Below are 25,326 nucleotides of genomic sequence, written 5' to 3' on the forward strand. Positions count from 1 at the left end.
GTGTTTATGACTGTCGAATCGCTGTTCCCGCGCCTGGAGGCGCTGCTGCCGAGCGTGCAGAAGCCGATCCAGTACGTCGGAGGTGAGCTGAACTCGGTCAGCAAAGAGTGGGATACGGTCAGCGTGCGGTGGGCGCTGATGTATCCGGACGCGTACGAGGTGGGCCTGCCCAACCAGGGCGTGCAGATCCTGTACGAGGTGCTGAACGAGCGCGACCACATCCTGGCCGAGCGGACGTACTCCGTCTGGCCGGATATGGAGCAGATCATGCGGGACAACGCGATCCCGCAGTTCACGCTGGACTCGCACCGTCCCGTCAAGGCGTTCGACGTGTTCGGGCTGTCGTTCTCGACCGAGCTCGGGTACACGAACATGCTCACCGCGCTCGATCTCGCGGGCATCCCGTTGCACGCGGTCGACCGGACCGACGAGGACCCGATCGTGCTCGCCGGCGGGCATGCCGCGTTCAACCCGGAGCCGATCGCGGACTTCATCGACGCCGCGGTGCTCGGTGACGGCGAGGAGATCGTGCTCGCGATCTCCGAGGTGATCCGGGAGTGGAAGGACGAGGGCCGTCCGGGCGGTCGGGACGAGGTCTTGCTGCGGCTGGCGAAGTCGGGCGGCGTCTACATCCCGAAGTTCTTCACGGTCGAGTACCTCGCCGACGGCCGGATCCAGCGCGTCACCCCGAACCGCCAAGGCGTTCCGTTCCGGACGGCGAAGCACACGGTCATGGACCTCGACGCCTGGCCCTACCCGAAGAAGCCGCTGGTCCCGCTGGCCGAGACCGTGCACGAACGCTTCTCGGTGGAGATCTTCCGCGGCTGCACCCGCGGCTGCCGGTTCTGCCAGGCGGGCATGATCACCCGCCCGGTGCGTGAGCGCAGCATCACGACGATCGGCGACATGGTCGACAACGGCCTGAAGCAGACCGGGTTCGAAGAGGTCGGTCTGCTGAGCCTCTCGAGCGCCGACCACAGCGAGATCGCGGACGTCGCGAAGGGCCTCGGCGACCGGTACGAGGGCAGCAACGTCTCGCTGTCGTTGCCTTCGACAAGGGTCGACGCGTTCAACATCACGCTGGCCAACGAGTTCTCCCGCAACGGCCGGCGCAGCGGTCTGACGTTCGCGCCCGAGGGCGGGTCGGACCGGATGCGCAAGGTGATCAACAAGATGGTCACCGAGGAGGACCTGATCCGCACGGTTGCGGCGGCGTACAGCCACGGCTGGCGGCAGGTGAAGCTGTACTTCATGGTGGGCCTGCCGACCGAGACCGATGAGGACGTGCTGGCGATCGCCACCCTCGCGAAGCGGGTGATCGAGACCGGTCGCGAGGTGTCCGGCCGGCGCGACATCCGGTGCACGGTGTCGATCGGCGGATTCGTGCCGAAGCCGCACACCCCGTTCCAGTGGGCGTCGCAGCTCGGCGCCGAGGAGACCGACGCGCGGCTGTCCAAGCTCGCCGCGGCGATCCGGTCCGAGAAGGGGTACGCGAAGGCGATCGGTTTCCGCTACCACGACGGCAAGCCCGGCATCATCGAAGGTCTGCTGTCCCGTGGCGATCGCCGCGTCGGCCGCGTGATCGAGGCGGTCTGGCGCGACGGCGGCCGGTTCGACGGCTGGAGCGAGCACTTCTCCTACGACCGCTGGCTCGCGGCGACCGAGAAGGCGCTCGCCGACGAGCCGGTCGACCTCGCCTGGTACACGACGCGGGAGCGCGAGTACGCCGAAGTACTGCCGTGGGACCACCTGGACTCGGGCCTGGACCGGGACTGGTTGTGGGAGGACTGGCAGGACTCGCTCGAGGAGGACGGCGCGATCGAGGTCGAGGACTGCCGCTGGACCCCGTGCTTCGACTGCGGCGTCTGTCCTCAGATGGGCACCGAGATCCAGACCGGCCCGACAGGCAAGAAACTCCTGCCGCTGTCTGTCGTCTGACCCCTCCCGTTCGGCCGTTTGAGGGGTCAACCCCTGAGGTTGCCGGTTGGCGCCGCGCATACCGGTAGGCGAACCGGCCGTCTGAGGGGTTGACCCCTCAGACGGCCGTGGTCGAGCCGGAGTAGTGCGCCGTGGTCAGATCACAGGCTGCGGTCGGAGACTGTGCCGGCGGCGCGACCATCGGTCCGCGAGCCCGCCGAGAGCAGCAGGTCGCTGAGTGACAGGTCGTTGGCGCTGCTCAGGGCCAGATTGGCTGCCGCCACCGCAGCGGGCGTGACGAATGGGTTGGGTACGGCGACTGCGAACATGTCGGCGGCCTGCGCGGCCGCGACGCCGTGTGCAGTGTCCTCGACAGCGATCGCTGCTGAACCGGGTACGCCGATCCGCTCCAAGGCCAACTGGTAGATCGCCGGATCGGGCTTGTGCTTCGCGACCTCGTCGCCGGTGATGATCTCGTCGAACAGCTTGACTGCATCGACCCGCTCCAGGTGGCCGACGACCCAGCTCCGCGGTGAACTGCTCGCGATCGCGACCTGAAGCCCCAGCTCCCGAGCCGACGAGATCCAATCCCGGATCCCCGGCCGGAAGTCGAGGTCGGCGTGCATCCGGTCCCGATGGGCGAGCCGGCGGGCCTGACTCTCGGCGCGGTCGAACCCGCTCCCGACGGCCGCCGCGAGTACGGCGTACCGGTCCTCGCTGACGTCTCCGCCGTGTCCCGGCCAGAAGCCGTCGAGGTCGAGCTCGAGACCGTGGTACGCCCACTCGGTCTGCCAGCTCTCGACCATCGTCGTCTCGGTGTCCATCAGCAGGCCGTCGAAGTCGAACACGATCGCCTGTACGTCGGTCGGCACCAGCCGTGCCGCGAGCCGGTGGATCTGCGTCTCGCTCAGTCCGAGCCAGGCGAGGTACCTGCGGACCCCGCCGTAGCGCTCGTCGACGTACGAGAGCGACCCGAGGATCGTGTCCGGATGCGATCGGGAGAGGGCCGGCGCATCCTGCAGGCCGAGGTTCGTCTCGCTGATCGCGTAATCGGCGGCAATATCCGAGCGGGGTACGCCGACGAGGTCGAGCAGCAACGCGACCGTCAGCCCGGTCCGGTCCTTGCCGGACTTGCAATGTACGACGACCGGCTGATCCGCCGGTGCCTCGGCGATTGCGGTGAAGATCCTGCCGACGTGGGCCGCGTTCCGGGTCAGGCTGTTGCGGTAGACGTCGACCAGCCCGGGCTCGGCGGCCGGATCACGAGTCGCCTCGGCCGCCGGGTCGATCCACGGGATCCGTTGGTATACCAAATCTCCGGCCAGCGGATGTGGTTGCTTCAACTCCCAATCGGACCGCAGATCGAGCACGAGCCCGGCGCCCACCTCCTCGAACGCAGGCAGGCCGGTGGCGTCGATGCACTCACTGCGGAGCAGAGCCCGCGCACGTGTCGGTACGCCGTACCGCGTCGGAAGTCCGCCAATGTCACGCGCATTCGGGCTCCACATACCTGTCAGCTTAGGGGGTGTCCGGTGGACACCCCCTGGACAATGCCTCCTAGAGACTCGAAATCGTGCCAGGTTCCGTCGAAAGCCTTGTGGTGTAAGGCGGAATCCATGCCGACCGCGAACACGTCGATCCGGCCCGGTCCCGAGGAGACCACCGAACCGGCTGGTTGCGGACGGCGCTGTACGGCGGCCGGTTCGAGCCAGCCGGCCAGCGCGGCGATATTCATCCGGAGGATCTCCGCGGCCAGCGACCAGTCGATGAAGTTCAACGTGTCGTTGGCGGAGTGGATGTGGCCGTTCGCACTGTCCGCCCCCTCGATCGTCAGAACCGCTGGTATACCAGCGTTGATGAACGGGACGTGGTCGCTGGCGAACGGGTTCAGCGACGTCTCGACCGTCAACCCCGTGTACGTCGCAGCCGCGGTCGACAGGTCCGCGATCTGACTCGACGACACCGGTGCGCCCTCCAGCAGAACACCTTCAGCGGCCGAGTTTTTCGTCCCGATCATGTCCATGTTGAGTACGGCGCGGACCCGTGACCGCTCCGCCGGCGGCAGCGCTGCGACGTACTGCTTGCTGCCGAACAGACCCTCCTCCTCGCCACCGAAGAGGATCAGCCTGATGTCGTGCTGCCAAAGCCGCGTCGACAGGAGCCGGCCGAGCTCGAGCACGCCGGCCGAACCGCTGCCGTTGTCGTCCGCACCTGGAGCCGCCGCGGCCGGACCGCCCGCGATGTTGATCGAGTCCAGATGCGCGGTGACGATCACCAACTGCCGATTGCTGCCGGCACCGGCCCGATCGCCGATCAGGTCCGCCGAGTGACCCGCGCCGACAGTGATCGGCGTCCGCGTCACTTGGTAGCCGAGGGCAACCATTCGGTCCGACGCGAAGTCCATCGCCTGCGTGAACGTCGTACTCAGCGAATGCCTGGTCGGCAGGCTCGCCAGCCAGGTCAGGTCGTTCTGGTACGACGTCGTGGACACGGCGCCGACCAGATCCGCGACGGCCGGGTCGACCCGCGCCGCGGAGGCCTTCGGATGGTCGACGATCGTCGTGTTCGGGCGGAGCGCTTCGATCCGCCAGTGGTGGTTGGATCGCCGACGGGGTCTGTCGGCCGACGAGATGACCAGATGCCGGCCGTGATCGAGCAGCAGCGTGACATCGGGGTAGTCGTCCTGGAAACTCCGGCCCACCTGCGTCACCAGCAGCAGACCGGGAACGGTTCGGGAGGCCCGGCCGAGGCGTTGTTCGGCCGGGACCCAGAGGAGGGTCTTGTCCCCGAACCGTGCGGACCGCGCGCCGTCGGCGGCGTCCGCGGTCGGTACGACGAGATAGCGCACATTCATTGTTGGTCCTGCCAAGCAATCTCGAGTCGATCGGGCGCCGAGGACACGATCCGCCCGGTCCCGTCCGGCAGTTGCAGGTGGCCGGTGGTGTCCCAGCGGCCCGGCGGACCGGGGGAGGGGGCGTCACCGCGGCCGATCTGCAGCGGTACGAACGTCCCGTCCGGGCGGAACTCCACCCCCCGCCGGCCACGGGCCGGCGGGAAGGCGAAGTCGTCGTGGCGGTAGACGCTGATCCCGTCGTGGTCCTCCTCGAAGGAATGCGTCCAGCGTCCGGTCGGCGTGGTGGTCAGATCTTCACCCCTTGCCCGATCGAGGCGGGGGAGTCCGGGACGGTCACCTTGAAGTCGCTGATAACTCCGCCGAGCCCTTCGTACCCGGTGACCGACGGTCCCCAGCTCGAGCCGTCCCACCACTTGTGGTAGAGCTGCTTGTCGGTGCCGGTGACGAAAACGTCCAGCCGGTTGGTGTCCCACGAGACCACACGCGGCTCGTCGGTGCAGATCCCGCCCATGTACTCGTACCCCGTGACGCTCGGCCCCCAGGAGGATCCGTCCCACCACTTGTGGTAGAGAGCGAAGTCGGTTCCGAGCAGGAAGACGTCGAGGCGGTCCGAGCCCCACGAGACCACGGTCGGCGCCGTCGTACACACGCCGCCCATGTACTCGTATCCGCTCCACGACGAGCCGTCCCACCACTTGTGGTAGAGCGCGGAGTCGGTGCCGATGACGAACAGGTCGAGCCGGTTCTCACCCCACGCCACCACGCGCGGCGGTGATGCGCAGACGCCGCCGAGGTATTCGTAACCGTTCCAGGACGAGCCGTCCCACCACTTGTGGTAGACCGCGTTGTCGGTCCCGAGGACGAACGCATCCAGCCGATCAGGGCCCCAGGCAACTACTTCGGGCGGGCTCATGCAGACCCCGCCGAGGTATTCGTAACCGTTCCAGGACGAGCCGTCCCACCACTTGTGGTACAACGCCCGGTCGGTCCCGAGCACGAAGGCATCCAGCCGGTCGGGGCCCCAGGTCGCGAGCCGCGGCGGACTCATGCAGACGCCGCCGAGGTACTCGTACCCGGTGGCGGACGGTCCCCAGTTCGAGCCGTCCCACCACTTGTGGTACAGCGCGTGGTCGGTACCGAGGACGAACGCGTCCAGCCGGTTCGGACCCCAGGACGCGACTTCAGGAGCGCTCATACAGATACCACCCATGTACTCGTAACCGGCGACGGACGGTCCCCAGGCCGATCCGTTCCACCACTTGTGATACATCGCCAGGTCGGTGCCGAGGACGAACGCGTCCAGCCGGTTCGCGCCCCACGACACGATCGAGCCGGCCGGTTCCGGCGTACCGCCCGAGCCGAAGTCCGGCAGGTCCTTGCGGACGGTGTCCAGCGTCGCCTGCATCCGCGCCACCTGGTCGGTGGTGAACATGACCATGCCGCGGTCGTCGGTGTAGTCCATGTAGTCGTAGAACAGGTCGCCGTTCGGCCCGTTGCTACACGTGACGTGCGGGAACGCCGGTACGCCGAAGTTCGGGCCGGCCGCGTTCGGGGTGTCGGCGCACTCGTCGGAACCGCTGCAGCCGCTGCCGTCGTCGCCCCAGATGTGGAACAGGTTCAGGTAGTGCCCGACCTCGTGCGTCGTCGTCCGGCCGAGGTCGAACGGCGCCGCCGCCGTACCGTTCGTGCCGAACCCGCTGTGCAGGATGACCACGCCGTCGGTGTTCGCCGGACCGCCGGGGAACTGTGCGTACCCGAGCAGGCCTCCGCCGAGCTGGCAGACCCAGATGTTCAGGTAGTTGGCGGGGTCCCATGGGTCGATGCCGCCGGTCGCCGACGACTTGACCTTGTCGTCGGTGCCGAAGCTCGCCGTACTGGTCTGGGTCCGGGTGACACCTGTCGTCGGGTTCCCGTTCGGATCCTCGGTCGCCAGGAAGAACTCCACCCGCGAGTCCGCGATCAGCCCGCTGAACACACTCGGCACGATGCTGGTGTCCGGGTTGGTGGCGCGGTAGTCGCGGTTCAGTACGTCGATCTGGCTGTCGATCTGCGCCTGCGAGATGTTCTGCGCGTTGGTGTTCCAGACGACGTGGACGACACACGGGATGCGAGCGACCCCGGTGAATCGTTCCTCGCGGGAGACGTAGACCATCGTCGCGGTTTCGAGGGCCGACCGCGCCGCGGCGTACGCCGGGTTGGTCGACAGCAGTCTGCGGTGTACGTCCATCACGCCGCACTGCCTGCGGTTCGGGAGCTCAGTTTGCCCGCCGGTGTCCGTGGCGCCGCTCATACCGGCACCACTGGCCTGCCCGCCGCCTGCCATCCCCGCGCCTGCAGGCGATCCGCCGGCGTTCATCTCCGCTGCGGGCGATCCGCCGCCGCCCATGTCGGCTGCCGGTGACCCGCCGCCGCCCATGTCTGCCGCGGGCGATCCGCCGCCGCTCATCGTCGTACTGCTCGAGGCCGGTGCCCCGGTCATCGGCATGCCGTCCGCCGCGGGCTGTCCGTTAGCGGCGTGCCCGTTCTGCTCGGTCGCCGGTGCCTCACCCGGCATCCGGTCGTCGTCCCGGTGCTTGTCCGCTCGCCCGTTGGCCTTCCTCGGCATCTCTCCCCCTTCCGGCGGGGGCGCACGGGCAGGTCGACGTACACGCGCCGAACCGAGAAGATTCACCCCCAGCGCACCCCTCGACCGAAGACGGTCCCTACCGCCTTCCCCCACCGAACAGTCGGCCCCCAAGTCACTGTTCTGCGTTTCACCTTGCTCCGTTCACCGCGCGCACACAACCCTTCGTGGCAAGACATTCGGATCTGGCCGGCCTCGATTTGTCTACAGTGCAGGATTGACCCATGCAGCGTGAGAAATCGGTCCCGTTCGAGGTGCGTGCTCATCGTGGGTTGGTCTCGGTCCGGGTGGTGCCGAACGACGACCCGTGGGCCTCGGGCCACCAACTCGTCGTACCCGGTCTGAACGCCGAGGCGTTCCGCGGCTTCCCGATCTGCACGGCGTCGATCAGGTACCACGGCCACGGAATCAACGCGATCATGGGCTGGATCCAGGTCGTCTCGCGCGGGTCCGAGGTGTCGGTCGATCTCCCGCCGAATCTCGACGCGACCGATCCGTTCTACGCGCACGGCTACCTGCCGACATTCTTCGACGCGCCCGCGAACCCCGACCATCCCGACGGCACGTGGCGCGCCGACACGTTCCTCGTCGTCGTACCCGACGTGATCCACTCGCGCCACGTCGTCCCGATCGCCGCCTTCACCTGGGGCTACGAACTACGCTCCGGCCGCCCGACCCTCCTCGACGTCGCCGCTCTACCGCCGGCCAATTGGGCCGGCCACCGCGAGGTACTCACCGCGAAGCACCCGAGCTGGACCTTCGACTAGAGGACCCGCTCCCAGATCGTGCGTTGGGCGACCGGGCGGAAACCGAGTTTGGCGTTGACCGCGATCATCGGGGCGTTCTCCGGCGCGTTCCAGGTGTGCATCACGGCGGGGCCGGTCTGGATCGCTCGCAGGTTCGGTGCCTTCACCGCGATACCGAGCCCGTGGCCGCGGTGGGTACGCCGTACGTAGGTGTCGTACTGGTTGAGCCGCTCCGGGGTTTCCGGCGTACCGCCCATCTGCGTGTACGCCGCGAGCTCGCCGGTCGCGGTGTGCACGGCCGCCGTGGTGTAGGTGAACCGCCCTTGAGCAACGCGCCGAGCCTCAGCGTCCCGCACGAGCTCCGCCGTCCACCGCACCGGCTCGTCCGTGCGATCGCCGGTCGGCACGTCCTCGCTCATCCCACTCAACAACTCCACAAACTGCTCGAGCCACTCATCCGGCGCGTGCTCACGCCACTGCACCAGCTCGTACCCGTCGACCGGCCGCTCCAACGCCGTCACGTCGATCGGCAACTCCACCACCTGATGCAACTCCGCATGCTTCTTCTCGAACCCCCGAGCCCGAGCAAATGCCGTCCCGGCGCTCTCACCCGTCACCGGATCGCCGGCCAGATTGGTCCCCGAAACAATCCGCCGCCCCTCAGCCCGCACCCGCTCCACCGCGACGTCCAGCAACCTGCTAGCAACCCCACGCCGCCGGTACTCCGGCACAACCGCCAGCTCGACATCAACCGTGTCGGTGTTCCCCACCAACCACCAATCCAGCCAAGCCACCCCAAGCCAGTCGTCCCCCTCGACCAGCCCGATTCCCTCGGCCCGCACATCAGCATGGGTCCCCGCCATCAGAACCCGAGCCTCCTCCACTCCCAGCCCGACCGGGAACTCCAGTTCCTCCCGCCGAACCCCGAACTTCACCTCGTAGAACCGCCGGAACAGCTCGGGATCCCGCCCATCAACCCAGATAATCTCCACGTGGGCACCCTAGGTGCCCGGCGGGCTAATGGTGGGGGCGGAGGGCTCGGTTGGCGGCGGGTTCGGCTATTTGGGTGCGGAAGGGGTGGGAGGGGTAGACGCCGAGGACGCGGACCTCGACCGAGAAGAATGCGAGTTCTTCCAGGGCCAGGGCGACGTTCGGGTCTTCTGGGTGGCCCTCGATGTCGGCGTAGAACTGGGTCGCGAAGAACATGCCGCCTAGCTGATACGACTCCAGCTTGGTCATGTTCACGCTGTTGGTGGCGAACCCGCCGAGCGCCTTGTAGAGAGCGGCCGACACGTTCCGCACGCGGTACACGAAGCTGGTGATGACAGGACCTGAACCGACCGGCGGCACCTCGGGCTCGCGGGAGAGGACGAGGAAGCGGGTCGTGTTGTGGTGCTCGTCCTCGACGTCGGACGCCAGGGTCTCCAGCTCGTACAGCTCGGCGGCCGCCCGGGGCGAGAGGGACGCGACAGTCGGGTCGGCCAGCTCCGAGACCTCCCGAGCCGCACCGGCGGTGTCATCCGCAACGACAGTCGACCAGCCGTGTTCGCGGATGATCTTCCGGCACTGCCCGAGCGCGTGTACGTGGCTGCGAACGGTCCGGATCTGGTCCAGCGTCGTGCCAGGAGTCCCCAGCAGCTGGAAGTGGATCGGCAGGAAGTACTCGCCGACGATGTGCAGCCCGGACTCCGGCAGCAGGTGGTGGATGTCCGCGACCCGGCCGGCGATCGAGTTGTCCACCGGGATCATCGCGAGCCCGGCGCGCCCGCTGCTCACTGCCTCGAGCGCGTCCTCGAACGTCGTACAAGGCAGCTGCTCGCGGTCCGGGAACATCTCGGTGCACGCCATCGCTGAATTCGCGCCTGGCTCACCCTGATAAGCGATCGGTCCGTCCACGATCTACCAGCCTAGACCCACCGCATCTCACCAGCCGGATCAGGTGTCCGTCTTACGGACCTTCTCGGGCGCGCCGGTGACCGCGCGACCCTCGAGCGACTTGGCCTTGGTGGCGTACATGTCGATGTACTCCTGCCCCGACAACTCCATGATCTTGTACATGATCTCGTCGGTGACGGCCCGCAGGATGAGCCGATCGCTCTCCATCCCCTCGTACCGCGAGAAGTCCAGCGGCTCGCCGAACTTCACCGTCGGCGACGCGAACGACGCAACGACCTTCCCGGGCGGAGCCACCACATCGGTCCCGATCACGCCGCACGGGATCACCGGCACCTTGGCCTCCAGCGCGAGCCGGGCCACGCCTGTGCGCCCCTTGTACAGCCGCCCGTCGTGCGAGCGCGTGCCCTCGGGGTAGATCCCGAACAGCTCGCCGCGCTCGAGCACCTTCATCCCGGCCCGCATCGCGCCTTCGGACGCCGATCCGCCGGACCGGTCGATCGGCACCTGGCCGGTGCCCTTGAAGAACCCGCGCTGGAACCGGCCCTTGATCCCGGCCCCGGTGAAGTAGTCGGACTTCGCGACGAACGTGACCCGGCGGCGCAGCGCCAGCGGCATGAAGATCCAGTCGGAGTACGAGAGGTGGTTGCTGGCGATGATCGCCGCGCCGGTCTCCGGGATGTTCTCGGCGCCGAGCACGTTCGGCCGGAAGATGCGCTTGACCGGCGGACCGACCAGCACGTTCTTCAGCACCCAGTAGATGCCCTTGCCGTCGCCGTCGCCGGCATCCACGACCGCAGGGTCCGGCTCCCGCCGCGGCGACTGTGCCGGTTCCGTCATCGAAATCCTTTCCTCACGTTCCCCGACCACTCATGATGCCGCACCGCGACCCGATTGGCCCGTACGTCGCCACGCGGGAACTCCTCACATCCGCCGCCGGAGGTTCGTAAGCTGCTGACGACACCGTCGCCCAGGTGGGGGAGAACCATGCGTACCAAGCTCCTGACCGCCGTGCTCGCGCTCCTTGCCGGCGTGCTGGTCACCCTGCCGGCCCGAGCGGCTGCCCCGGCAGCGACCGTCGTACCGATCCAGGTGACCGGCCCGGCGGCGTCGCGGTTCAACCTGGTCGTGATGGGCGACGGCTACACCGCGGCCGAGCTGCCGAAGTTCCGCGAGCAGCTCGACAAGCACCTGAACATCCTCTGGAGCATCGAGCCGTTCAAGTCCTACCGGAACTACGTCAACGTGTACGCCGTCGAGATCGCCTCCCCGGAATCCGGCGTCGACTGCGATCCCGGCCTCACCTCGCCGCAGCGCGACACCCCGCTGCAGATGGGGTTCTGGGGCGGCTGCAACCCGGCCAGCGTCCAACGCCTGCTGACCGTCAACTCGGCGGCGGCGACGCAGTACGCCGATCTCGTCGCCGGGACCACTGCCTCCAACCGGCAGATCCTTGCTATCGGCAACAGCGACACGTACGGCGGGGCGGGCGGCACCTATGCGACCGCGTCCGGCGGCAACGCGCTCTCGGCCCTGATCACGCCGCACGAGCTCGGCCATTCGCTCGGCGGGCTCCAAGATGAATACGACTATTACGCCCGCGGCGAGCGCGGTGCGCCGTACGTCGGTTCCGAGCCGTCCTCGATCCACCACACGTTGCTCACCGAGCAGCAAATGCTCGACCAGCACGCGAAGTGGTACCGCTGGCTGGGGGAGCCGTCGGAATCCGGCGGGACGATCGGCCGCTACGAGGGCGGGATGTACGCCGGATCAGGCGTCTGGCGGCCCAGTGCGCACTCGATGATGAAGGCGCTCGGGTACTACTTCGACCAGGTCTCGCGCGAGCGGATGACCCAACGACTCTCGGCCAAGGCGAACCTGTTCCAAGACAGCACGCCGGTCGGCCAAGTCGCCGCGGACCAGGTCGTCTGGCTGCAAACGTTGCATCCGCTCGATCACGAGCTAACGGTCTCCTGGGCGGTCGACGGTACGACGCTGCCGACCGCGAACGCTCGCGCCGTCGACCTCTCCACCCAGCACCTGACCGCCGGCAAGCACACCCTGACCGCGACGATCGTGGACCCGACCACCTTCATCCGCGACCCCGCCGTACGTCCGACCGCCACCCGCTCCTGGACGGTCGACACCACCCTGACCGCACCGCCGTCGGCCGGTACGCCGACCTTCACCGGCTCGACGTCCACCGAGCACCCGGTCAGCGCCGACGAAGTCGTGTACGCCGAGACCTCGCAGCCGAACGCCCCGATCACCTGGCAGGTCGATGGGCAAACCGTGGCGAACCCGGGGAACGACCGCGACTTCGAACTCGCCCCACTCAAGCTCACCGGCCGGCACACGCTGACCGCTCAGGTCGGCGCCGACGAACGAACCTGGACCGTCGACGGTGTCGAAGCCGTCGTCACCCCGACGATGTCGAAACCCCTGCTCACAGTGCAGAAGCCGACCGGTCGTGAATACGTATACAACGACGCTTTCACGATGGGGCTCACGGCAACGGATGACAGCCCGGGGTACGTCGTGCCGGAGTTCCGCGTCGACGGCGACGGTTGGTACAACTACTACGGCTGGCCGACGGATGCGTCCCTGCCGTTCACGTTCACGGCCGAGGGCACCGAGATCGACCAGCTCGTCTACGGCAAGCTCGGCTTACCGCGGGTCGTGCCGTGGGACGACGTACCGCCCGGGTACGGCCGTCATCAGATCGAGTACCGCGCGATCGATGCCACCGGCAACATCGCGAGCCCGCGCCGGTTCACCGTCACGCTCCTGCACCCCGCGCCGGCCTGCACCACCACGATCACCGGCACGCACAACGGCCCGCTCTACCTCCGCTCCGGCGTCACGTGCCTGGCCAACGCAACCGTCAACGGCCCGGTCCTGGTCGCGGCTGGTGCCTCGCTGGTCTCCACGGACTCACGCACCAACGGCCCCGTTCGCGCCGACCAGGCCGCCGACCTGCAGCTCCTACGCTCCACCGTCGCAGGCCCGGTCACCGCCGATCACGTCAGCCGCAGCGTGGTCGTCGTAGGAAGCACCGTCCAGGGCGCTGTCTCTGTCACCAACGCGTCGACCGAACAACCTTCGGCCCTGGCCGGAAACACCGTCAACGGCCCGCTCGTCTGCCAAGCCAACGCTCCACAACCGACCAATCTCGAGGCGCCGAACAAGGTATCGGGCCCTCGATCCGGGCAGTGCGCGACGCTCTGAGCCGAGCAGACATGGACGTGAGTTTCGCCGACATGTCGCCGGCGACGCGGTTCTCATAACTTTCTGAGTGCGGGGAGTTCCCGCCCTACAGAAGGAGTGAAATGAACGGACTGCGGGTGGCGTCCCTGATGGCGGCGACGATGACAACCGGTCTGGTGGCCGGCATCTATGCGATCTACGCGAACGCGTTCATGCCCGGCCTGGCCAAGACCGACGACAAGACCTTTGTCGGAGCCTTCACCGCGGTGGACCGGGCGATCGTGAACCCGCTCTTCCTCGGTCTGGGCTTCCTGGGCGCGGCACTCTTCACGGTGCTCGCCGGTCTCCTCAGCCTGAAGGAGAAGGCGCTGCCGTGGATCGCGGTCGCGTTCGTGCTGTACCTGGTCACGATCATCGTCACGATGGCGGTGAACGTCCCCCTCAACGACGCCCTGAAGGCCGCCGGAGACCCGGCAACGATCGACGTCGCGGCGGCCCGAGCGGCCTTCAACGAGTCGAAATGGGTCGCCTTCAACCTGCTCCGCACGATCCTCGCCCTGGTGTCCTTCGGCCTCCTCGGCTGGGCGCTCTACCTGACCGGTAAGTCCGCCGCTCAGCCCTGAGGTTATTTGCAGTATTTGCAGGTACCGTTCGTCGCGAATCGGCGCCCGGGGAGGCAGCGTGGACGCCGGACAGGTGAAGCTCGGCCGGATCGTGTACTGGCTCGGGCACGATCCTGAGCTCGACGTCACGATCGCGTACGACTCGCCGGCCGGTTCCCACGAGGTCAAGGCGCGGATGCGGACCTCGCCCCGACCGGGTGCCCGCCGACGGCAGCCGCGTGATCGTGTACGACGACCTGCGCGGCGCCGTACACATCGAGCTCGACCGCGACGCCGGTCCGACGTACGAGCCGGAGGCGCGGTACGCCGCCTCGGAATGATTTTGAGAGACTGTCCGCGTGCCACCAGTTCAAGCTCCGCCCTCGCAGCAGCTCCCCGCGGTCCAGAAGCTCCGGGTGAGGTTCGCCAAGCGGGGACGGCTGCGATTCACCTCACACCGCGACTTCCAGCGGGCGTTCGAGCGCGCCGTACGGCGGGCCGGGCTGCCGGTGGCGTTCTCGCACGGCTTCAGCCCGCACCCCAAGATCTCGTACGCCGGTGCCGCGCCGACCGGAGCCGCCTCCGAAGCGGAGTACCTGGAGATATCGCTCACACACGAACGGGACGCCGACGAGGTCCGGGCCGCCCTCGACGGGGCGCTGCCGCCGGGGCTGGACGTACTCGAGGTGGTCGTCGCCGGGCCGGGGTCACTGGCCGAGCGACTCGAGGCCAGTGAGTGGCGGATCGCGTTACCGGGGGTGGATCCCGAGGCGGCCGGAGCCGCGGTGGAGGCCTTCCTGGCGCGGGACGAAATTATGGTCGAGCGCATGACCAAACGAGGGGTTCGCTCGTTCGACTGTCGGGCTGCCGTTCTCCGACTCACCGTCGCGAGTGAACCGGGGTCGGTTGAGACGTGTGCGATACTGCAAGTGGTGTTACGGCACGGAACCCCGGCCGTGAGACCCGACGACGTTCTCGCCGGCGCGCTCGAGGTAGCGACGCTCCCGGTGACGGGCCCGGCTCTTTTGACCAGGCTCGCCCAGGGCCCGCTCACCACGGACACCGGCACGGTGGAAGACCCGCTCGCTCGTGACCGCGACGCCAACCAGGCGACCGCGACCGGCCAGGCAGATCCCCACCAGACGCACACAGCGGAGGGCGACGCCGCCGCTCCCTCTGTGCCCTGAGCGCGGGCGGAGCGGATCCAGCAGGCTTCCGCCACGCGGCGGCCCCGGGATGATTTCCGGGCCGGGCGCGGCGAACCGTGACCGCCTTGTGGCCGCGCCGGACCCGTGACAGGGGTCGCAGGATGCGCCGGAGGGCTTGAGGAGACCCGCACTACATGCTCGACAACGAGCCGACCACCGAGGCAGCCGACACGGCTGCCACCGCCCAGCCCACCGCCTCCACCCGCAGGACCGCGAAGAAGGCGCCGGCTGCCAAGAAGACCACCACCACGCGGAAGCGCACGGTGAAGACCGCCTCCGAAGACGGCGCTGCGGTCCCGACCCAGTCCGACGCGCAGACCGCCGATCCGGCGCCCGCGCCGGCCAAGAAGGCGGCAGCCAAGAAGACTGCGGCGAAGAAGACCACGGCCAAGAAGGCCGCGGCGAAGGCTCCGGCCAAGAAGTCGGCCCGCGCCGCCAAGACCGCTGAGCAGGACATCTTCCCGCAGTTCGTCCCCGACGACGCGCCGGAAACCGCAGCTGCGGCTCCCGCGAAGAAGACCACCCGCAAGCGCACCGCCAAGAAGGCCGCCGCGCCGGACCTGCTGTCAGCAGACTCGCCGGTCACCGACGGCCCGGTAGCCGACGCCGAGACCAGCACGCCGGCCGCGGACGCCCCCGCCCGCAAGCGCACCTCCCGCCGCCGTTCGAGCAAGACCGCCGAGCCGGCCGCAGACGCCGGCTCCGCCCACGGCGACTCCGGCGCGACGACCCGCGGTGGAGCTGACACCGACTCCGCCGTGACCGACGGCGGCTCCACAGACCGCTCCGGTTCTGCCGGATCCACCGGCACCTCCGCTGACGGCGTCGAGGTGCCGGCTGAGGAGTCGGGCACCCGCCGTACCCGTCGGCGTGCAGCCGCCCCCGCGGCCGTGCTGTTCCAGGCGCCGACCGGCGGCCCCCAGCAGCAGGCCGCACCCCAGCAGGCCGAGCCGGCCGCGACGGTTGAAGCGACCTCCGAGGCGAGCCCGGAGCCTGGGACCGACGAGCAGCCGACCAGCAACCGCCGTCGCCGCAGCCGTCGTAACCGCGACGCCGAGGCCCGCGAGACCGAGGTAGCCGAGGAGACCACCGACGCCGCCCAGCCGCAGGCAAGCGCTACCGACACCCCCGCCGACGAGACCAGCAGGTCAACCGGAAGGTCCCGGACCCGGTCCGCCAGGAAGACCACCGACACCGCCGGTGCCACCGCCTCGGCCGCAACCGCGACGGGCGCGACCGGCACGGACCTCGACACCGAGACCGACGAGGCGGACGAGGAGTCCGCGGACGTCACCGACGCACAGTCCGAGGACGGCGAGGAAGGTGGCGAGGGGACTCGTCGTCGCCGTCGCCGCCGCGGTGGCCGTCGTCGTCGCAAGTCCGGTGACGGCGCTGACGACAACGCCGACGACCAGTCCGACGACGAGGACGAGCCCGACACCCAGGACACCGACCAGGATGCCGACGCGTCCGACGACAGCGACCAGGACGGTGCGGCCGACTCCGACGAGGACGGCGAGGCAGGCAGCTCGTCCCGGCGTCGCCGCCGTCGCCGTCGCCGCAAGGGCGAGGACAGCGGCGCCGCGTCCCCGGACGACCCCGACGAAACCGTCGTACGGGTCCGTGAGCCGCGCAGCAAGACCGTCAACAACGAGATCACCGCGGTCGAGGGTTCGACCCGCCTCGAGGCGAAGAAGCAGCGCCGCCGCGAGGGTCGCGCCGCCGGCCGCCGCCGCGCGCCGATCGTCACCGAGGCCGAGTTCCTGGCCCGTCGTGAGTCGGTCGAGCGGACGATGGTCATCCGGTCCCGCGACGACCTGACCCAGATCGCGGTCTCCGAGGACAACGTCCTGGTCGAGCACTACGTGACCACCGCCGAGCAGACGTCGCTGATCGGCAACGTCTACCTCGGCCGCGTGCAGAACGTGCTGCCGAGCATGGAGGCCGCGTTCATCGATATCGGCAAGGGCCGCAACGCGGTGCTGTACGCCGGTGAGGTTGACTGGGCGACCCTTGGTGGCGCCAACGGTCCGCGCAAGATCGAGCAGGTGCTGAAGTCCGGTCAGGCAGTCCTGGTCCAGGTGACCAAGGACCCGATCGGCCACAAGGGCGCCCGGCTCACCAACCAGATCAGCCTCCCCGGCCGGTACGTCGTGTACGTCCCGCGCGGCGGCAACGGCGGTATCAGCCGCAAGCTGCCCGACACCGAGCGGAACCGGCTGAAGACGATCCTCAAGGACATCGTTCCCGACGAGGCCGGCGTGATCGTCCGGACCGCCGCGGAAGGCGCCTCGGAGGAGGAGCTGACCGCCGACGTCAGCCGGCTGCAGTCCGCCTGGGAGGACATCGACAAGAAGTCCAAGAACGGCCAGGCCCCGCAGTTGCTGTACGGCGAGCCGGATCTGCTGATCCGCGTCGTCCGCGACCTGTTCACCGAGGACTTCGCGAAGCTCGTCATCTCCGGCGACCGTGCGTACGAGCAGGTCCGTGAGTACGTCGCCGGCGTCGCGCCGCACCTGGCCGACCGGGTCGAGAAGTGGGGCGGGGACGGCGACGTCTTCGCGAGCTACCGGATCGACGAGCAGATCAAGAAGGCGCTGGACCGCAAGGTCTGGCTGCCGTCGGGCGGCTCGCTGATCATCGACCGGACCGAGGCGATGACCGTCGTCGACGTCAACACCGGCAAGTTCACCGGCTCCGGGGGCAACCTCGAGGAGACCGTCACCAAGAACAACCTGGAAGCGGCCGAGGAGATCGTCCGCCAGCTCCGGCTGCGTGACATCGGCGGCATCATCGTCATCGACTTCATCGACATGGTGCTCGAGTCGAACCGCGATCTCGTACTGCGCCGGCTGGTCGAGTGCCTGGGCCGCGACCGGACCAAGCACCAGGTCGCCGAGGTCACCTCGCTCGGCCTGGTCCAGATGACCCGGAAGCGGATCGGCACCGGCCTGCTCGAGGCGTTCAGCGAGAACTGCGACCACTGCGGTGGCCGCGGCCTGATCCTGCACGACGAGCCGAAGGAGTCACGCCGCCGCGACAGCCGCAACGGCCAGGGCAACAACGGCAACGGCCAGAGCAACGGTCAGAGCAACGGCAACTCGAACGGCAACGGCAACGGTCAGGACCACGCCAAGTCCGCGCCGGCGGAGGAGGGCGGCCGGAAGAGCTCGCGCCGTCGCCGGGGCAAGGGCCGCGGCGAGGACGAGGCAGCCGAGCCGACGGCGGCCGAGACCGCTCAGCACAACGCCGACGCCGCCCAGAGACTCGCGCAGATCGCCGCCGCTTCCGCGAAGAAGGACGACGAGCACGGTACTCCGGAACCGACCGGCTACCCGATCTCTGCCGACGCCGACGACCACGTCAGCCCCGAGGCGACCGGCTTCCCGGCCGACACGGCTCAGGCGACGACCGTGATCACCGAGGCAGCGGAGTCGACCGGCGCCGAGGCCGCGGGCGAGGCGGCCGACCCGGCCGACGCCGCCCAGAACGGCGCCACCAAGAGCACCCGGCGGCGGCGCAGCAGCCGCAGCCGCAGCAAGACCGCTACCGAGGGTGAGGGCGTGGAGCAGTCCGAAACGCTCGTCACCACCGGCAGTTAGGCCGTGGCTGAACCGATTTCGGGTTTGCGGACCCGGGGTTGTAAGCTATTGGTTCGGTGCGCTGAGGCGCACCGAACCTGTGCTTGATGTGAGAGTGAGTGGATTACAGCCTCTCGCGTCACGCTTGTAATTTTCCGAACCAGCAGAGAGTGAGATCCACGGTGTACGCGATCGTGCGCAGTGGCGGCACCCAGCAGAAGGTCGCCGTCGGCGATGTCATCGAGATCGACAGCCTGACGGACAAGGTGGGCGACACTGTGTCCCTTCCGGCGGTCCTGGTCGTCGATGGCGACACCGTGACGACCGACTCTGCGGCGCTGGCCAAGGTGGCCGTTTCGGCTGAGGTTCTCGGGCGCTCCAAGGGCCCGAAGATCACCATCATGAAGTACAAGAACAAGACCGGTTACCGCAAGCGCCAGGGGCACCGTCAGCACTACACCCAGGTCAAGGTCACCGCGATCGACGCGAAGAAGAAGTGAGCTGATCTAGATATGGCACACAAAAAGGGAGCAGCGTCGACCCGTAACGGTCGCGACTCCAACGCGCAGCGGCTCGGCGTGAAGCGGTTCGGCGGTCAGCTGGTCAACGCCGGCGAGATCATCGTCCGTCAGCGCGGCACGCACTTCCACCCGGGCAACATGGTCGGCCGTGGCGGCGACGACACGCTGTTCGCGCTGGCCGAGGGCCACGTGGAGTTCGGCACCCGGCGCGGTCGCCGCGTCGTCAACATCGTCCCGGCCCCGGCGGAGTAACACCGCCACCCGGACGTTTCAGTAAGCTCTTCAAGAGGGCGGGTCGCGGAATACCGCGGACCCGCCCTTTTGCTGTATCGAAGGACGTCTCAGGGGTCAACCCCCGAGATGGCCGGTTGCGGACCGAGAATCTGCCTCCGCAACCGGCAGGCTCAGGGGTTGACCCCTGAGACGGACGCTGGAGCCGGCGGGCTGATTGGCAGATATCACAGGAAGTAGAGACACCGATGGCAATCCCCAGCTTCGTCGACCGCGTGACGGTGAATGTCGCCGCGGGCCGCGGCGGAAACGGTTGCGCCTCGGTGCACCGGGAGAAGTTCAAGCCCCTCGGCGGTCCCGACGGCGGGAACGGCGGTGACGGCGGCAGCGTGATCCTGCGCGTCGACCCCGATGTGACCACGCTCGTCGACTACCACCGCTCCAGCCACCGCACCGCCACGAATGGTGCCCAGGGCAAGGGTGATCACCAGTCGGGTAGCAACGGCGGCGATGTCGTCCTGCCGGTCCCCGACGGCACCGTCATCAGCACGGCGAACGGCGTCGTACTCGCAGACCTCGTCGGACCGGGCGCTGAATTCGTTGCTGCCCAAGGCGGCAAGGGCGGCCTGGGCAACGCCGCCCTGGCCAGCAGCGCGCGTAAGGCGCCCGGATTCGCCTTGCTGGGTGAGGACGGCGAGGAGCGCACGCTCGTCCTCGAGCTGAAGGTCGTCGCCGATATCGGCCTGGTCGGCTTCCCGAGTGCGGGCAAGTCCTCGCTGGTCGCCGCGATCAGCCGCGCCCGGCCGAAGATCGCCGACTACCCGTTCACCACCCTGATCCCGAACCTCGGCGTCGTCGTTGCCGGTGACGTCACCTTCACCGTGGCCGACGTACCGGGCCTGATCGAGGGTGCGAGCGAGGGGCGCGGGCTCGGGCACGACTTCCTGCGGCACGTGGAGCGGTGCGCGGCGCTCGTGCACGTCATCGACTGCGCGACGTACGAGCCGGGCCGTGACCCGCTCAGCGACCTCGACACGATCGAGGCCGAGCTGCAGGCGCACGGCGGGCTCGAGGACCGGCCGCGACTCGTTGCGCTGAACAAGATCGACGTACCGGACGCGCGCGAGATCGCCGACATGGTGCAGGCCGAGCTGGAGCAGCGCGGGCTGCGGGTGTTCCCGATCTCGACCGCCTCGCACGAAGGTCTCGAGGCCCTGAAGTTCGCGATGGCCGACATCGTCGTACGGCGTCGCGCGGAAGAGGAGAAGCCCGACACCACGCGGATCGTGATCCGGCCGCAGGTGCAGGGCGGTCCTGAGTTCAAAGTGAAGAAGCTGCCGGGCGAGGACGGCGGCTGGCTGGTGCAGGGCGAGAAGCCCGAGCGCTGGGTCCGGCAGACCGACTTCGCGAACGCGGAGGCGACCGGATACCTGGCCGACCGGCTGAACCGGCTCGGCGTCGAGGACGAGCTGCTGAAGCTGGGCGCACTTGCCGGCGACGCGGTGATGATCGGCGACGGACCGAACGCGATCGTGTTCGACTTCGCGCCCGACATCTTGGCCGGCGCGGAGATCCTGGCCCGGCGCGGTGAGGACCACCGGCTCGAGGAGGACCGTCCGGCGGCCCAGCGGCGGCGGGAGAAGGACACCGAGTACCACGCCAGCAGGGGTGTTCGGACCGATTACAAGCAGGAATGGGGCGAGGACGAGGTCGACTTGTCCCCGGCCGAGGCGAAACGGGCAGCGGTGAAGGCGGAGAAGCTGGCGCGCAAGGAAGCGCGCGAGCTCGAAGCGGCGGAAGAAAGCACAGATCAGGACTTCTGATGGACGCTCGCGCGGAGGTCCTTGCGGCCACGCGAATCGTCGTGAAGGTCGGCTCGTCATCGCTGACCCAGCGCGGCAAGATCGATCTCGAACGACTCCGGCTGCTCGTCGACGCCATCTCGGCGCGACGGGTGGAGGGGGCCGAGGTCGTACTCGTCTCCTCCGGCGCGATCGCCGCCGGCCTGGCCCCGATGGGGTTGCGATCCCGACCGCGCGACCTGGCCACGCAGCAGGCCGCTGCTTCGGTGGGGCAGGGCCTGTTGATGGCTCGCTATAGCGACGCGTTCGCGGCACACGGGCTGCGGGTGGGGCAGGTGCTGCTGACCGTCGATGACGTGACGCGGCGCAGTCACTACCGCAACGCGTACCGCACGTTCGCGCGGCTGCTCGAGCTGGGCGTCGTACCGATCGTGAACGAGAACGACACCGTCGCGACCACCGAGATCCGCTTCGGCGACAACGACCGGCTCGCTGCGTTGACCAGTCACCTGGTGCACGCTGATCTGTTGCTGCTGCTGTCCGACGTGGACGGCTTGTACGACGGGGATCCGCGCAAGCCTGGTACTTCGATGGTCACCGAGATCCGCGGTGCGGCCGATCTTGAGCCGCTCGCGATCGGCAAGAACGGGTCGTCCAGCGTCGGCACCGGTGGCATGCAAACCAAGGTCGAGGCGGCCGCAATCGCCACAGAGGCAGGGATTCCGGTCGTCCTGACCTCGGCCGCGCGTGTCGGCGAAGCCCTTCGCGGCGACCAGGTCGGCACCCTCTTCCACCCCACCGGCCGCCGCCGCAAGACCCGCCTGCTGTGGCTCGCCCACGCAACCTCCGGCCAAGGCATATTGCGTTTGGACGAAGGGGCCGTCCGCGCTGTCACCCAACGCCGCGCCTCCCTCCTCCCGGCCGGAATCTCTGCCGTGGAAGGCACTTTCTCCGCCGGCGACCCTGTCGACCTGGTCTCGCCGTCGGGTGTCGTCATCGCCCGCGGCCTCGTCAACTACGACGCCACCGAGCTGCCCGGCCTCCTAGGCCGCTCCACCCGCGACCTGGCTCGCGAGCTCGGCGCGGCGTACGAACGTGAGGTCGTCCACCGCGACGACCTGGTGTTGCTGTGAAGAACCCGCCGGCATTGTGCAGCTCGACAGGAGGTGTGCGGCGGTCGGGCCCGATTCCAGCTGGGCGCAGGCGGGCGTTCGCCGGCACTGGACATATACGTCCTGTCGACCTTGCACATGGTGGTGTGTGGCCGACTTTGAGCACCTACCGACCGTTTTCACCGCGGTCTCATGGTTGGCGGGTACTCAAAGTCGGGCAGTTGGAGCGCACTACGATGTTGGGGTGAGCGAGATCATCGAGCTGGCGCGGCGGGCGCGCGAGGCGTCGTACGCCTTGGCCGACGCGTCCCGGGCGACGAAGGACGCGGCGCTGCACGCGATGGCGGCGGCGCTGCGCGAGAACACGGACGTGATTGTCGCGGCGAACGCTGTCGACGTCGCGGCCGCGCGCGAGGCGGGTACGCCGGAGTCCACCGTCGACCGGCTGGCGCTGAACCCGGCGCGTGTTGACGGGATGGCGGCCGGGCTGGAGCAGCTTGCCGGGCTGACTGACCCGGTGGGCGAGGTAGTCCGCGGGTACACGCTGCCGAACGGGCTCGAGCTCCGCCAGGTCCGGGTGCCGTTCGGTGTGGTCGGCATCATCTACGAGGCGCGGCCGAACGTGACCGCCGACGCCGCGGGCATCTGCCTGAAGTCCGGCAACGCCGTACTGCTGCGTGGCTCGTCGTCCGCTGCAGCGTCCAACACGGCGATCATCGGCGTACTGCGGGATGCCGCTGCTTTGTGTGGGTTGCCGGCGGACGTGATCCAGGGAGTGGCGACGGACCGGGCTGCGGTGAAGGAGCTCATGCAGGCGCGCGGGCTGGTCGACGTACTGATCCCTCGTGGTGGTGCGGGCTTGATCCAGACGGTGGTCGGCGAGTCGTCGGTGCCGGTGATCGAGACGGGCGTGGGGAATTGCCACGTGTACATCGACGCCGAGGCTGACCTGGAGCTCGGGCTTGAGATCCTGTTGAACTCGAAGACCCAGCGGCCGAGCGTGTGCAACGCGGCCGAGTCGCTACTGGTCCATTCCGCGGTTGCTGACGAGTTCCTCGCCCGCGCTCTGCCTGCCCTGGTTGAGGCCGGCGTGACCGTGCACGGCGACAGCGCAGTAGTTGCCGCAAGCAAGAACACGCCGGCGTCCGTCGATGCCGGCGGGGCGGGTGTTGTGGCTGCGACCGAGGAGGACTTCGGGACGGAGTACAACTCGCTCGATCTGTCGGCCGCGGTGGTGGACTCCCTTGAGGACGCGGTGCAGCACATCCGCCGCTACAGCTCGGGCCACACCGAGGCGATCATCACCCGCTCGCAGTCCGCGGCCCGCCGCTTCACCCAGGCGGTCGACTCCGCGGCGGTCGTCGTCAACGCGAGCACCCGCTTCACCGACGGTGGCGAGTTCGGCTTCGGCGCCGAGATCGGCATCTCCACCCAGAAACTCCACGCCCGCGGGCCCATGGGCCTGCCGGAGATGACGTCCACGAAGTACATCGTCACCGGCGAAGGCCAAATCCGCACCTGACGCTAATCCCGCAACAGCAACCCACGCCCGCGCACGGATCCCGCAACAGCAACCCGCGCCCGCGCACGGATCCCGCAACAGCAACCCGCGCCGGCGCACGGATCCCGCAACAGCAACCCGCGCCGGCGCACGGAGGCGTCCGACGGGCAGATCGCCGAGCTTGGCGAGGAGCGCGACGCGGTGACTACCCGTGGCGGTGGGCTGTCGTCAGCTGAGCAGGTGCGTCGCGTCCTCGACTCGCACGACCGGCAGCTCTCCGCTCACCACGGCCAGAGCGGCCCGGTGATCCGCGCCCACCTCCAACTCCTGCACCTGAATCCCCGCCGGCACCGGCCCCCGAAGCTCCCCGCGCAAACCTTCCCCTGTCGCCTTCAACACAGCTTCCTTCCGCGTCCAGTACGCCGTGAACACTCGCGCCTTCGCAATCCCGTCGTGCCGCTCCAGCTCCCGCGCTTCCTCCACGGTCAGCGCAACCCGAGCCACCCCGTCGACATCGATCCCCGGATCAACCTTCTCCACATCAAGCCCCACCGGCCGATCCGAGAACGCCACCCCGACGAACTCTCCCGAGTGCGTCACCGACAACTCCACCCCGTCAGCCCGCACCTTCCCATGCGGCTTCCCACACTCGGAACACGTCCGATCCAACCCGACCCTTGCCGGTAGCAACGAAAACCGCGCACCGAGCACCCGCCGCGTGATCGTCACCCCCAGCAGGAACCGCGCCTTGTCCTCATCCCGCAGGTACGCCGCCAACCGCCCGCGCTCGACCGGATCCAGATCCTCGACAAACGCATCCCGTGCCGCACCAAGACGAGCCCACCAAACCTCAACCCCCGCCGGGCGCAGAGCGTTCGGGCTGATCCCGGCTGTCACACCGGGCCTGGCGTCCACGTCAGCTTGCCGGTGCGAAAGTCGTGCAGCACACCGTCGATCCACTTGGCTTCAGCGATCGCAACAGCGATCTGGTACTCCGTCTCCAGCAATGCAAACCGCGGGATCGGCTGGCCGTCCACCTCCGACCGCAGCTCCAGCTGCAGCTCCGCGATGCGCTTCGTCAGCGACTCGCGGCGCTGGCTCAACAGCTCGCCCGCCGTCTCCGGCGTCAGCAGCATCACGAACGACAACCCCGCCGGGAACTCGGGGAACTCGTTCCGCGGTGTCGTCAGGATGTCCGCCAGCCACTCCCGGCAGATCTTCCGTCCCTCGTCGGTCAGGTGGTAGACCGTCCGCTCCGGATAGCGCTCGTCCTGTTCCGTCGCGCCGGCCGTGAGCAGACCGGCCTCCTCGAGCCGCACGATCATCCGGTACAGGCTGGTCCGCTGGCCGACGTTGACGACCTGGTCCTTGCCCCATTGCTTGATCAACCGCTGGATCCCGTACGGATGCATCGGCCCGTTCTCCAGCAGGCCGAGGATCGCGAGTGCGAGCGGTGAGCGTCGAAAAGTCACCTCCTCAGCATAGGGGGCAAAGAAACTAGTTGCAATGTAACTAGGTCGCATGTAAC

The 25,326-nt window shown here is 68.5% G+C and carries 21 protein-coding genes; 12 read left to right on the forward strand and 9 right to left on the reverse strand.

All coding sequences use genetic code 11. From position 1 onward, the window contains the following. The first annotated feature begins 6 nt into the window (after nt 1-6). Nucleotides 7-1,938 carry a TIGR03960 family B12-binding radical SAM protein gene (locus EV645_RS01470; protein ID WP_130438908.1) on the forward strand — a complete coding sequence of 644 codons (1,932 nt, stop codon included), beginning with the start codon at nt 7-9 and terminating at the stop codon, nt 1,936-1,938. Nucleotides 1,939-2,078: 140 nt separating this feature from the next. Here EV645_RS01470 and EV645_RS01475 read toward each other — a convergent pair whose 3' ends face one another. From EV645_RS01475 to EV645_RS01490, 4 genes are all read right to left on the reverse strand, one after another. After that, the gene (locus EV645_RS01475; RefSeq protein WP_130438910.1) at nt 2,079-3,425 is read right to left on the reverse strand and encodes an HAD-IA family hydrolase; all 1,347 of its coding nucleotides are present in this window, start codon (nt 3,423-3,425) and stop codon (nt 2,079-2,081) included. 5 nt (nt 3,426-3,430) lie between these two features. Further along, nucleotides 3,431-4,771, reverse strand: a complete 1,341-nt coding sequence (locus EV645_RS01480; protein WP_130438912.1) for a M28 family metallopeptidase — start codon at nt 4,769-4,771, stop codon at nt 3,431-3,433. Next, a complete protein-coding gene (locus EV645_RS42095) occupies nt 4,768-4,947 on the reverse strand; it encodes a hypothetical protein (RefSeq protein WP_198681413.1) in 180 nt (59 codons plus the stop codon). Before EV645_RS42095 ends, EV645_RS01480 begins: the two co-directional genes overlap by 4 nt. Nucleotides 4,948-5,057: 110 nt before the next feature. Further along, complete coding sequence (locus EV645_RS01490; RefSeq protein ID WP_242000137.1) at nt 5,058-7,376, reverse strand: DUF8189 domain-containing protein; 2,319 nt, start codon at nt 7,374-7,376, stop codon at nt 5,058-5,060. Between the two features lie 242 nt (nt 7,377-7,618). Here EV645_RS01490 and EV645_RS01495 point away from each other — a divergent pair, with 242 nt between their 5' ends. Continuing rightward, complete coding sequence (locus tag EV645_RS01495; RefSeq protein WP_130438914.1) at nt 7,619-8,161, forward strand: hypothetical protein; 543 nt, start codon at nt 7,619-7,621, stop codon at nt 8,159-8,161. On the opposite strand, the gene EV645_RS01500 is transcribed toward EV645_RS01495, so the two are convergent. The 3 genes from EV645_RS01500 to EV645_RS01510 are packed head-to-tail and all read right to left on the reverse strand — an operon-like array spanning nt 8,158 to nt 10,873. Beyond that, nucleotides 8,158-9,132 (reverse strand): GNAT family N-acetyltransferase, encoded by a 975-nt coding sequence (locus EV645_RS01500; RefSeq protein ID WP_242000138.1) that lies wholly within the window; start codon nt 9,130-9,132, stop codon nt 8,158-8,160. The genes EV645_RS01495 and EV645_RS01500 overlap by 4 nt on opposite strands. Before the next feature lie 25 nt (nt 9,133-9,157). Further along, nucleotides 9,158-10,036: a prephenate dehydratase gene (locus EV645_RS01505; protein WP_130438916.1), complete on the reverse strand. Its 879-nt coding sequence runs from the start codon at nt 10,034-10,036 to the stop codon at nt 9,158-9,160. Between the two features lie 39 nt (nt 10,037-10,075). After that, nucleotides 10,076-10,873: a lysophospholipid acyltransferase family protein gene (locus EV645_RS01510; RefSeq protein WP_130438918.1), complete on the reverse strand. Its 798-nt coding sequence runs from the start codon at nt 10,871-10,873 to the stop codon at nt 10,076-10,078. A gap of 147 nt (nt 10,874-11,020) precedes the next feature. Here EV645_RS01510 and EV645_RS01515 point away from each other — a divergent pair, with 147 nt between their 5' ends. The 10 genes from EV645_RS01515 to EV645_RS01555 all read left to right on the forward strand — a co-directional run bounded on the left by EV645_RS01515 (nt 11,021) and on the right by EV645_RS01555 (nt 23,819). Continuing rightward, entirely contained in the window at nt 11,021-13,261 is a 2,241-nt protein-coding gene (locus tag EV645_RS01515; protein ID WP_130438920.1) for a M64 family metallopeptidase, read from the forward strand. A 101-nt stretch (nt 13,262-13,362) separates the two neighbouring features. Further along, nucleotides 13,363-13,863: an anthrone oxygenase family protein gene (locus tag EV645_RS01520; protein ID WP_130438922.1), complete on the forward strand. Its 501-nt coding sequence runs from the start codon at nt 13,363-13,365 to the stop codon at nt 13,861-13,863. A 197-nt stretch (nt 13,864-14,060) separates the two neighbouring features. Then, nucleotides 14,061-14,183: a hypothetical protein gene (locus tag EV645_RS43080; RefSeq protein WP_277876962.1), complete on the forward strand. Its 123-nt coding sequence runs from the start codon at nt 14,061-14,063 to the stop codon at nt 14,181-14,183. Nucleotides 14,184-14,201: 18 nt separating this feature from the next. Further along, nucleotides 14,202-15,029, forward strand: a complete 828-nt coding sequence (locus tag EV645_RS01525; protein WP_130438924.1) for a TIGR03936 family radical SAM-associated protein — start codon at nt 14,202-14,204, stop codon at nt 15,027-15,029. A gap of 155 nt (nt 15,030-15,184) precedes the next feature. Beyond that, on the forward strand, nt 15,185-18,652 hold the full coding sequence (locus EV645_RS01530) for an Rne/Rng family ribonuclease (protein ID WP_130438926.1): 3,468 nt from the start codon (nt 15,185-15,187) through the stop codon (nt 18,650-18,652). A gap of 161 nt (nt 18,653-18,813) precedes the next feature. Continuing rightward, the gene (gene rplU, locus EV645_RS01535; protein ID WP_130438983.1) at nt 18,814-19,131 is read left to right on the forward strand and encodes a 50S ribosomal protein L21; all 318 of its coding nucleotides are present in this window, start codon (nt 18,814-18,816) and stop codon (nt 19,129-19,131) included. Nucleotides 19,132-19,143: 12 nt separating this feature from the next. Then, the gene (gene rpmA, locus EV645_RS01540; RefSeq protein WP_130438928.1) at nt 19,144-19,404 is read left to right on the forward strand and encodes a 50S ribosomal protein L27; all 261 of its coding nucleotides are present in this window, start codon (nt 19,144-19,146) and stop codon (nt 19,402-19,404) included. A gap of 227 nt (nt 19,405-19,631) precedes the next feature. Then, nucleotides 19,632-21,206, forward strand: a complete 1,575-nt coding sequence (obgE, locus tag EV645_RS01545; RefSeq protein WP_130438930.1) for a GTPase ObgE — start codon at nt 19,632-19,634, stop codon at nt 21,204-21,206. Beyond that, a complete protein-coding gene (gene proB, locus EV645_RS01550) occupies nt 21,206-22,318 on the forward strand; it encodes a glutamate 5-kinase (RefSeq protein ID WP_130438932.1) in 1,113 nt (370 codons plus the stop codon). The genes obgE and proB overlap by 1 nt, the downstream gene beginning before the upstream one ends. 175 nt (nt 22,319-22,493) lie before the next feature. After that, nucleotides 22,494-23,819: a glutamate-5-semialdehyde dehydrogenase gene (locus EV645_RS01555; protein WP_277876964.1), complete on the forward strand. Its 1,326-nt coding sequence runs from the start codon at nt 22,494-22,496 to the stop codon at nt 23,817-23,819. Nucleotides 23,820-24,026: 207 nt separating this feature from the next. On the opposite strand, the gene EV645_RS01560 is transcribed toward EV645_RS01555, so the two are convergent. Continuing rightward, nucleotides 24,027-24,713 carry a 4'-phosphopantetheinyl transferase family protein gene (locus EV645_RS01560; protein ID WP_157996989.1) on the reverse strand — a complete coding sequence of 229 codons (687 nt, stop codon included), beginning with the start codon at nt 24,711-24,713 and terminating at the stop codon, nt 24,027-24,029. After that, nucleotides 24,692-25,270, reverse strand: coding sequence for a PadR family transcriptional regulator (locus EV645_RS01565; RefSeq protein WP_198681414.1), 579 nt, complete (start codon nt 25,268-25,270; stop codon nt 24,692-24,694). Before EV645_RS01565 ends, EV645_RS01560 begins: the two co-directional genes overlap by 22 nt. Between the last annotated feature and the right edge of the window lie 56 nt (nt 25,271-25,326).

The sequence above is a fragment of the Kribbella rubisoli genome, assembly GCF_004217145.1.
In the GTDB taxonomy this organism is placed as follows: Bacteria; Actinomycetota; Actinomycetes; order Propionibacteriales; family Kribbellaceae; genus Kribbella; species Kribbella rubisoli.

What these genes read in the sequence shown, in the direction of transcription:
- EV645_RS01470 (WP_130438908.1), top strand. Translation starts at nt 7, where the DNA reads ATGACTGTCGAATCGCTGTTCCCGCGCCTGGAGGCGCTGCTGCCGAGC.
- EV645_RS01475 (WP_130438910.1), bottom strand. Translation starts at nt 3,425, where the DNA reads ATGTGGAGCCCGAATGCGCGTGACATTGGCGGACTTCCGACGCGGTAC.
- EV645_RS01480 (WP_130438912.1), bottom strand. Translation starts at nt 4,771, where the DNA reads ATGAATGTGCGCTATCTCGTCGTACCGACCGCGGACGCCGCCGACGGC.
- EV645_RS01490 (WP_242000137.1), bottom strand. Translation starts at nt 7,376, where the DNA reads ATGCCGAGGAAGGCCAACGGGCGAGCGGACAAGCACCGGGACGACGAC.
- EV645_RS01495 (WP_130438914.1), top strand. Translation starts at nt 7,619, where the DNA reads ATGCAGCGTGAGAAATCGGTCCCGTTCGAGGTGCGTGCTCATCGTGGG.
- EV645_RS01510 (WP_130438918.1), bottom strand. Translation starts at nt 10,873, where the DNA reads ATGACGGAACCGGCACAGTCGCCGCGGCGGGAGCCGGACCCTGCGGTC.
- EV645_RS01515 (WP_130438920.1), top strand. Translation starts at nt 11,021, where the DNA reads ATGCGTACCAAGCTCCTGACCGCCGTGCTCGCGCTCCTTGCCGGCGTG.
- EV645_RS01520 (WP_130438922.1), top strand. Translation starts at nt 13,363, where the DNA reads ATGAACGGACTGCGGGTGGCGTCCCTGATGGCGGCGACGATGACAACC.
- EV645_RS01530 (WP_130438926.1), top strand. Translation starts at nt 15,185, where the DNA reads ATGCTCGACAACGAGCCGACCACCGAGGCAGCCGACACGGCTGCCACC.
- rpmA (WP_130438928.1), top strand. Translation starts at nt 19,144, where the DNA reads ATGGCACACAAAAAGGGAGCAGCGTCGACCCGTAACGGTCGCGACTCC.
- obgE (WP_130438930.1), top strand. Translation starts at nt 19,632, where the DNA reads ATGGCAATCCCCAGCTTCGTCGACCGCGTGACGGTGAATGTCGCCGCG.
- proB (WP_130438932.1), top strand. Translation starts at nt 21,206, where the DNA reads ATGGACGCTCGCGCGGAGGTCCTTGCGGCCACGCGAATCGTCGTGAAG.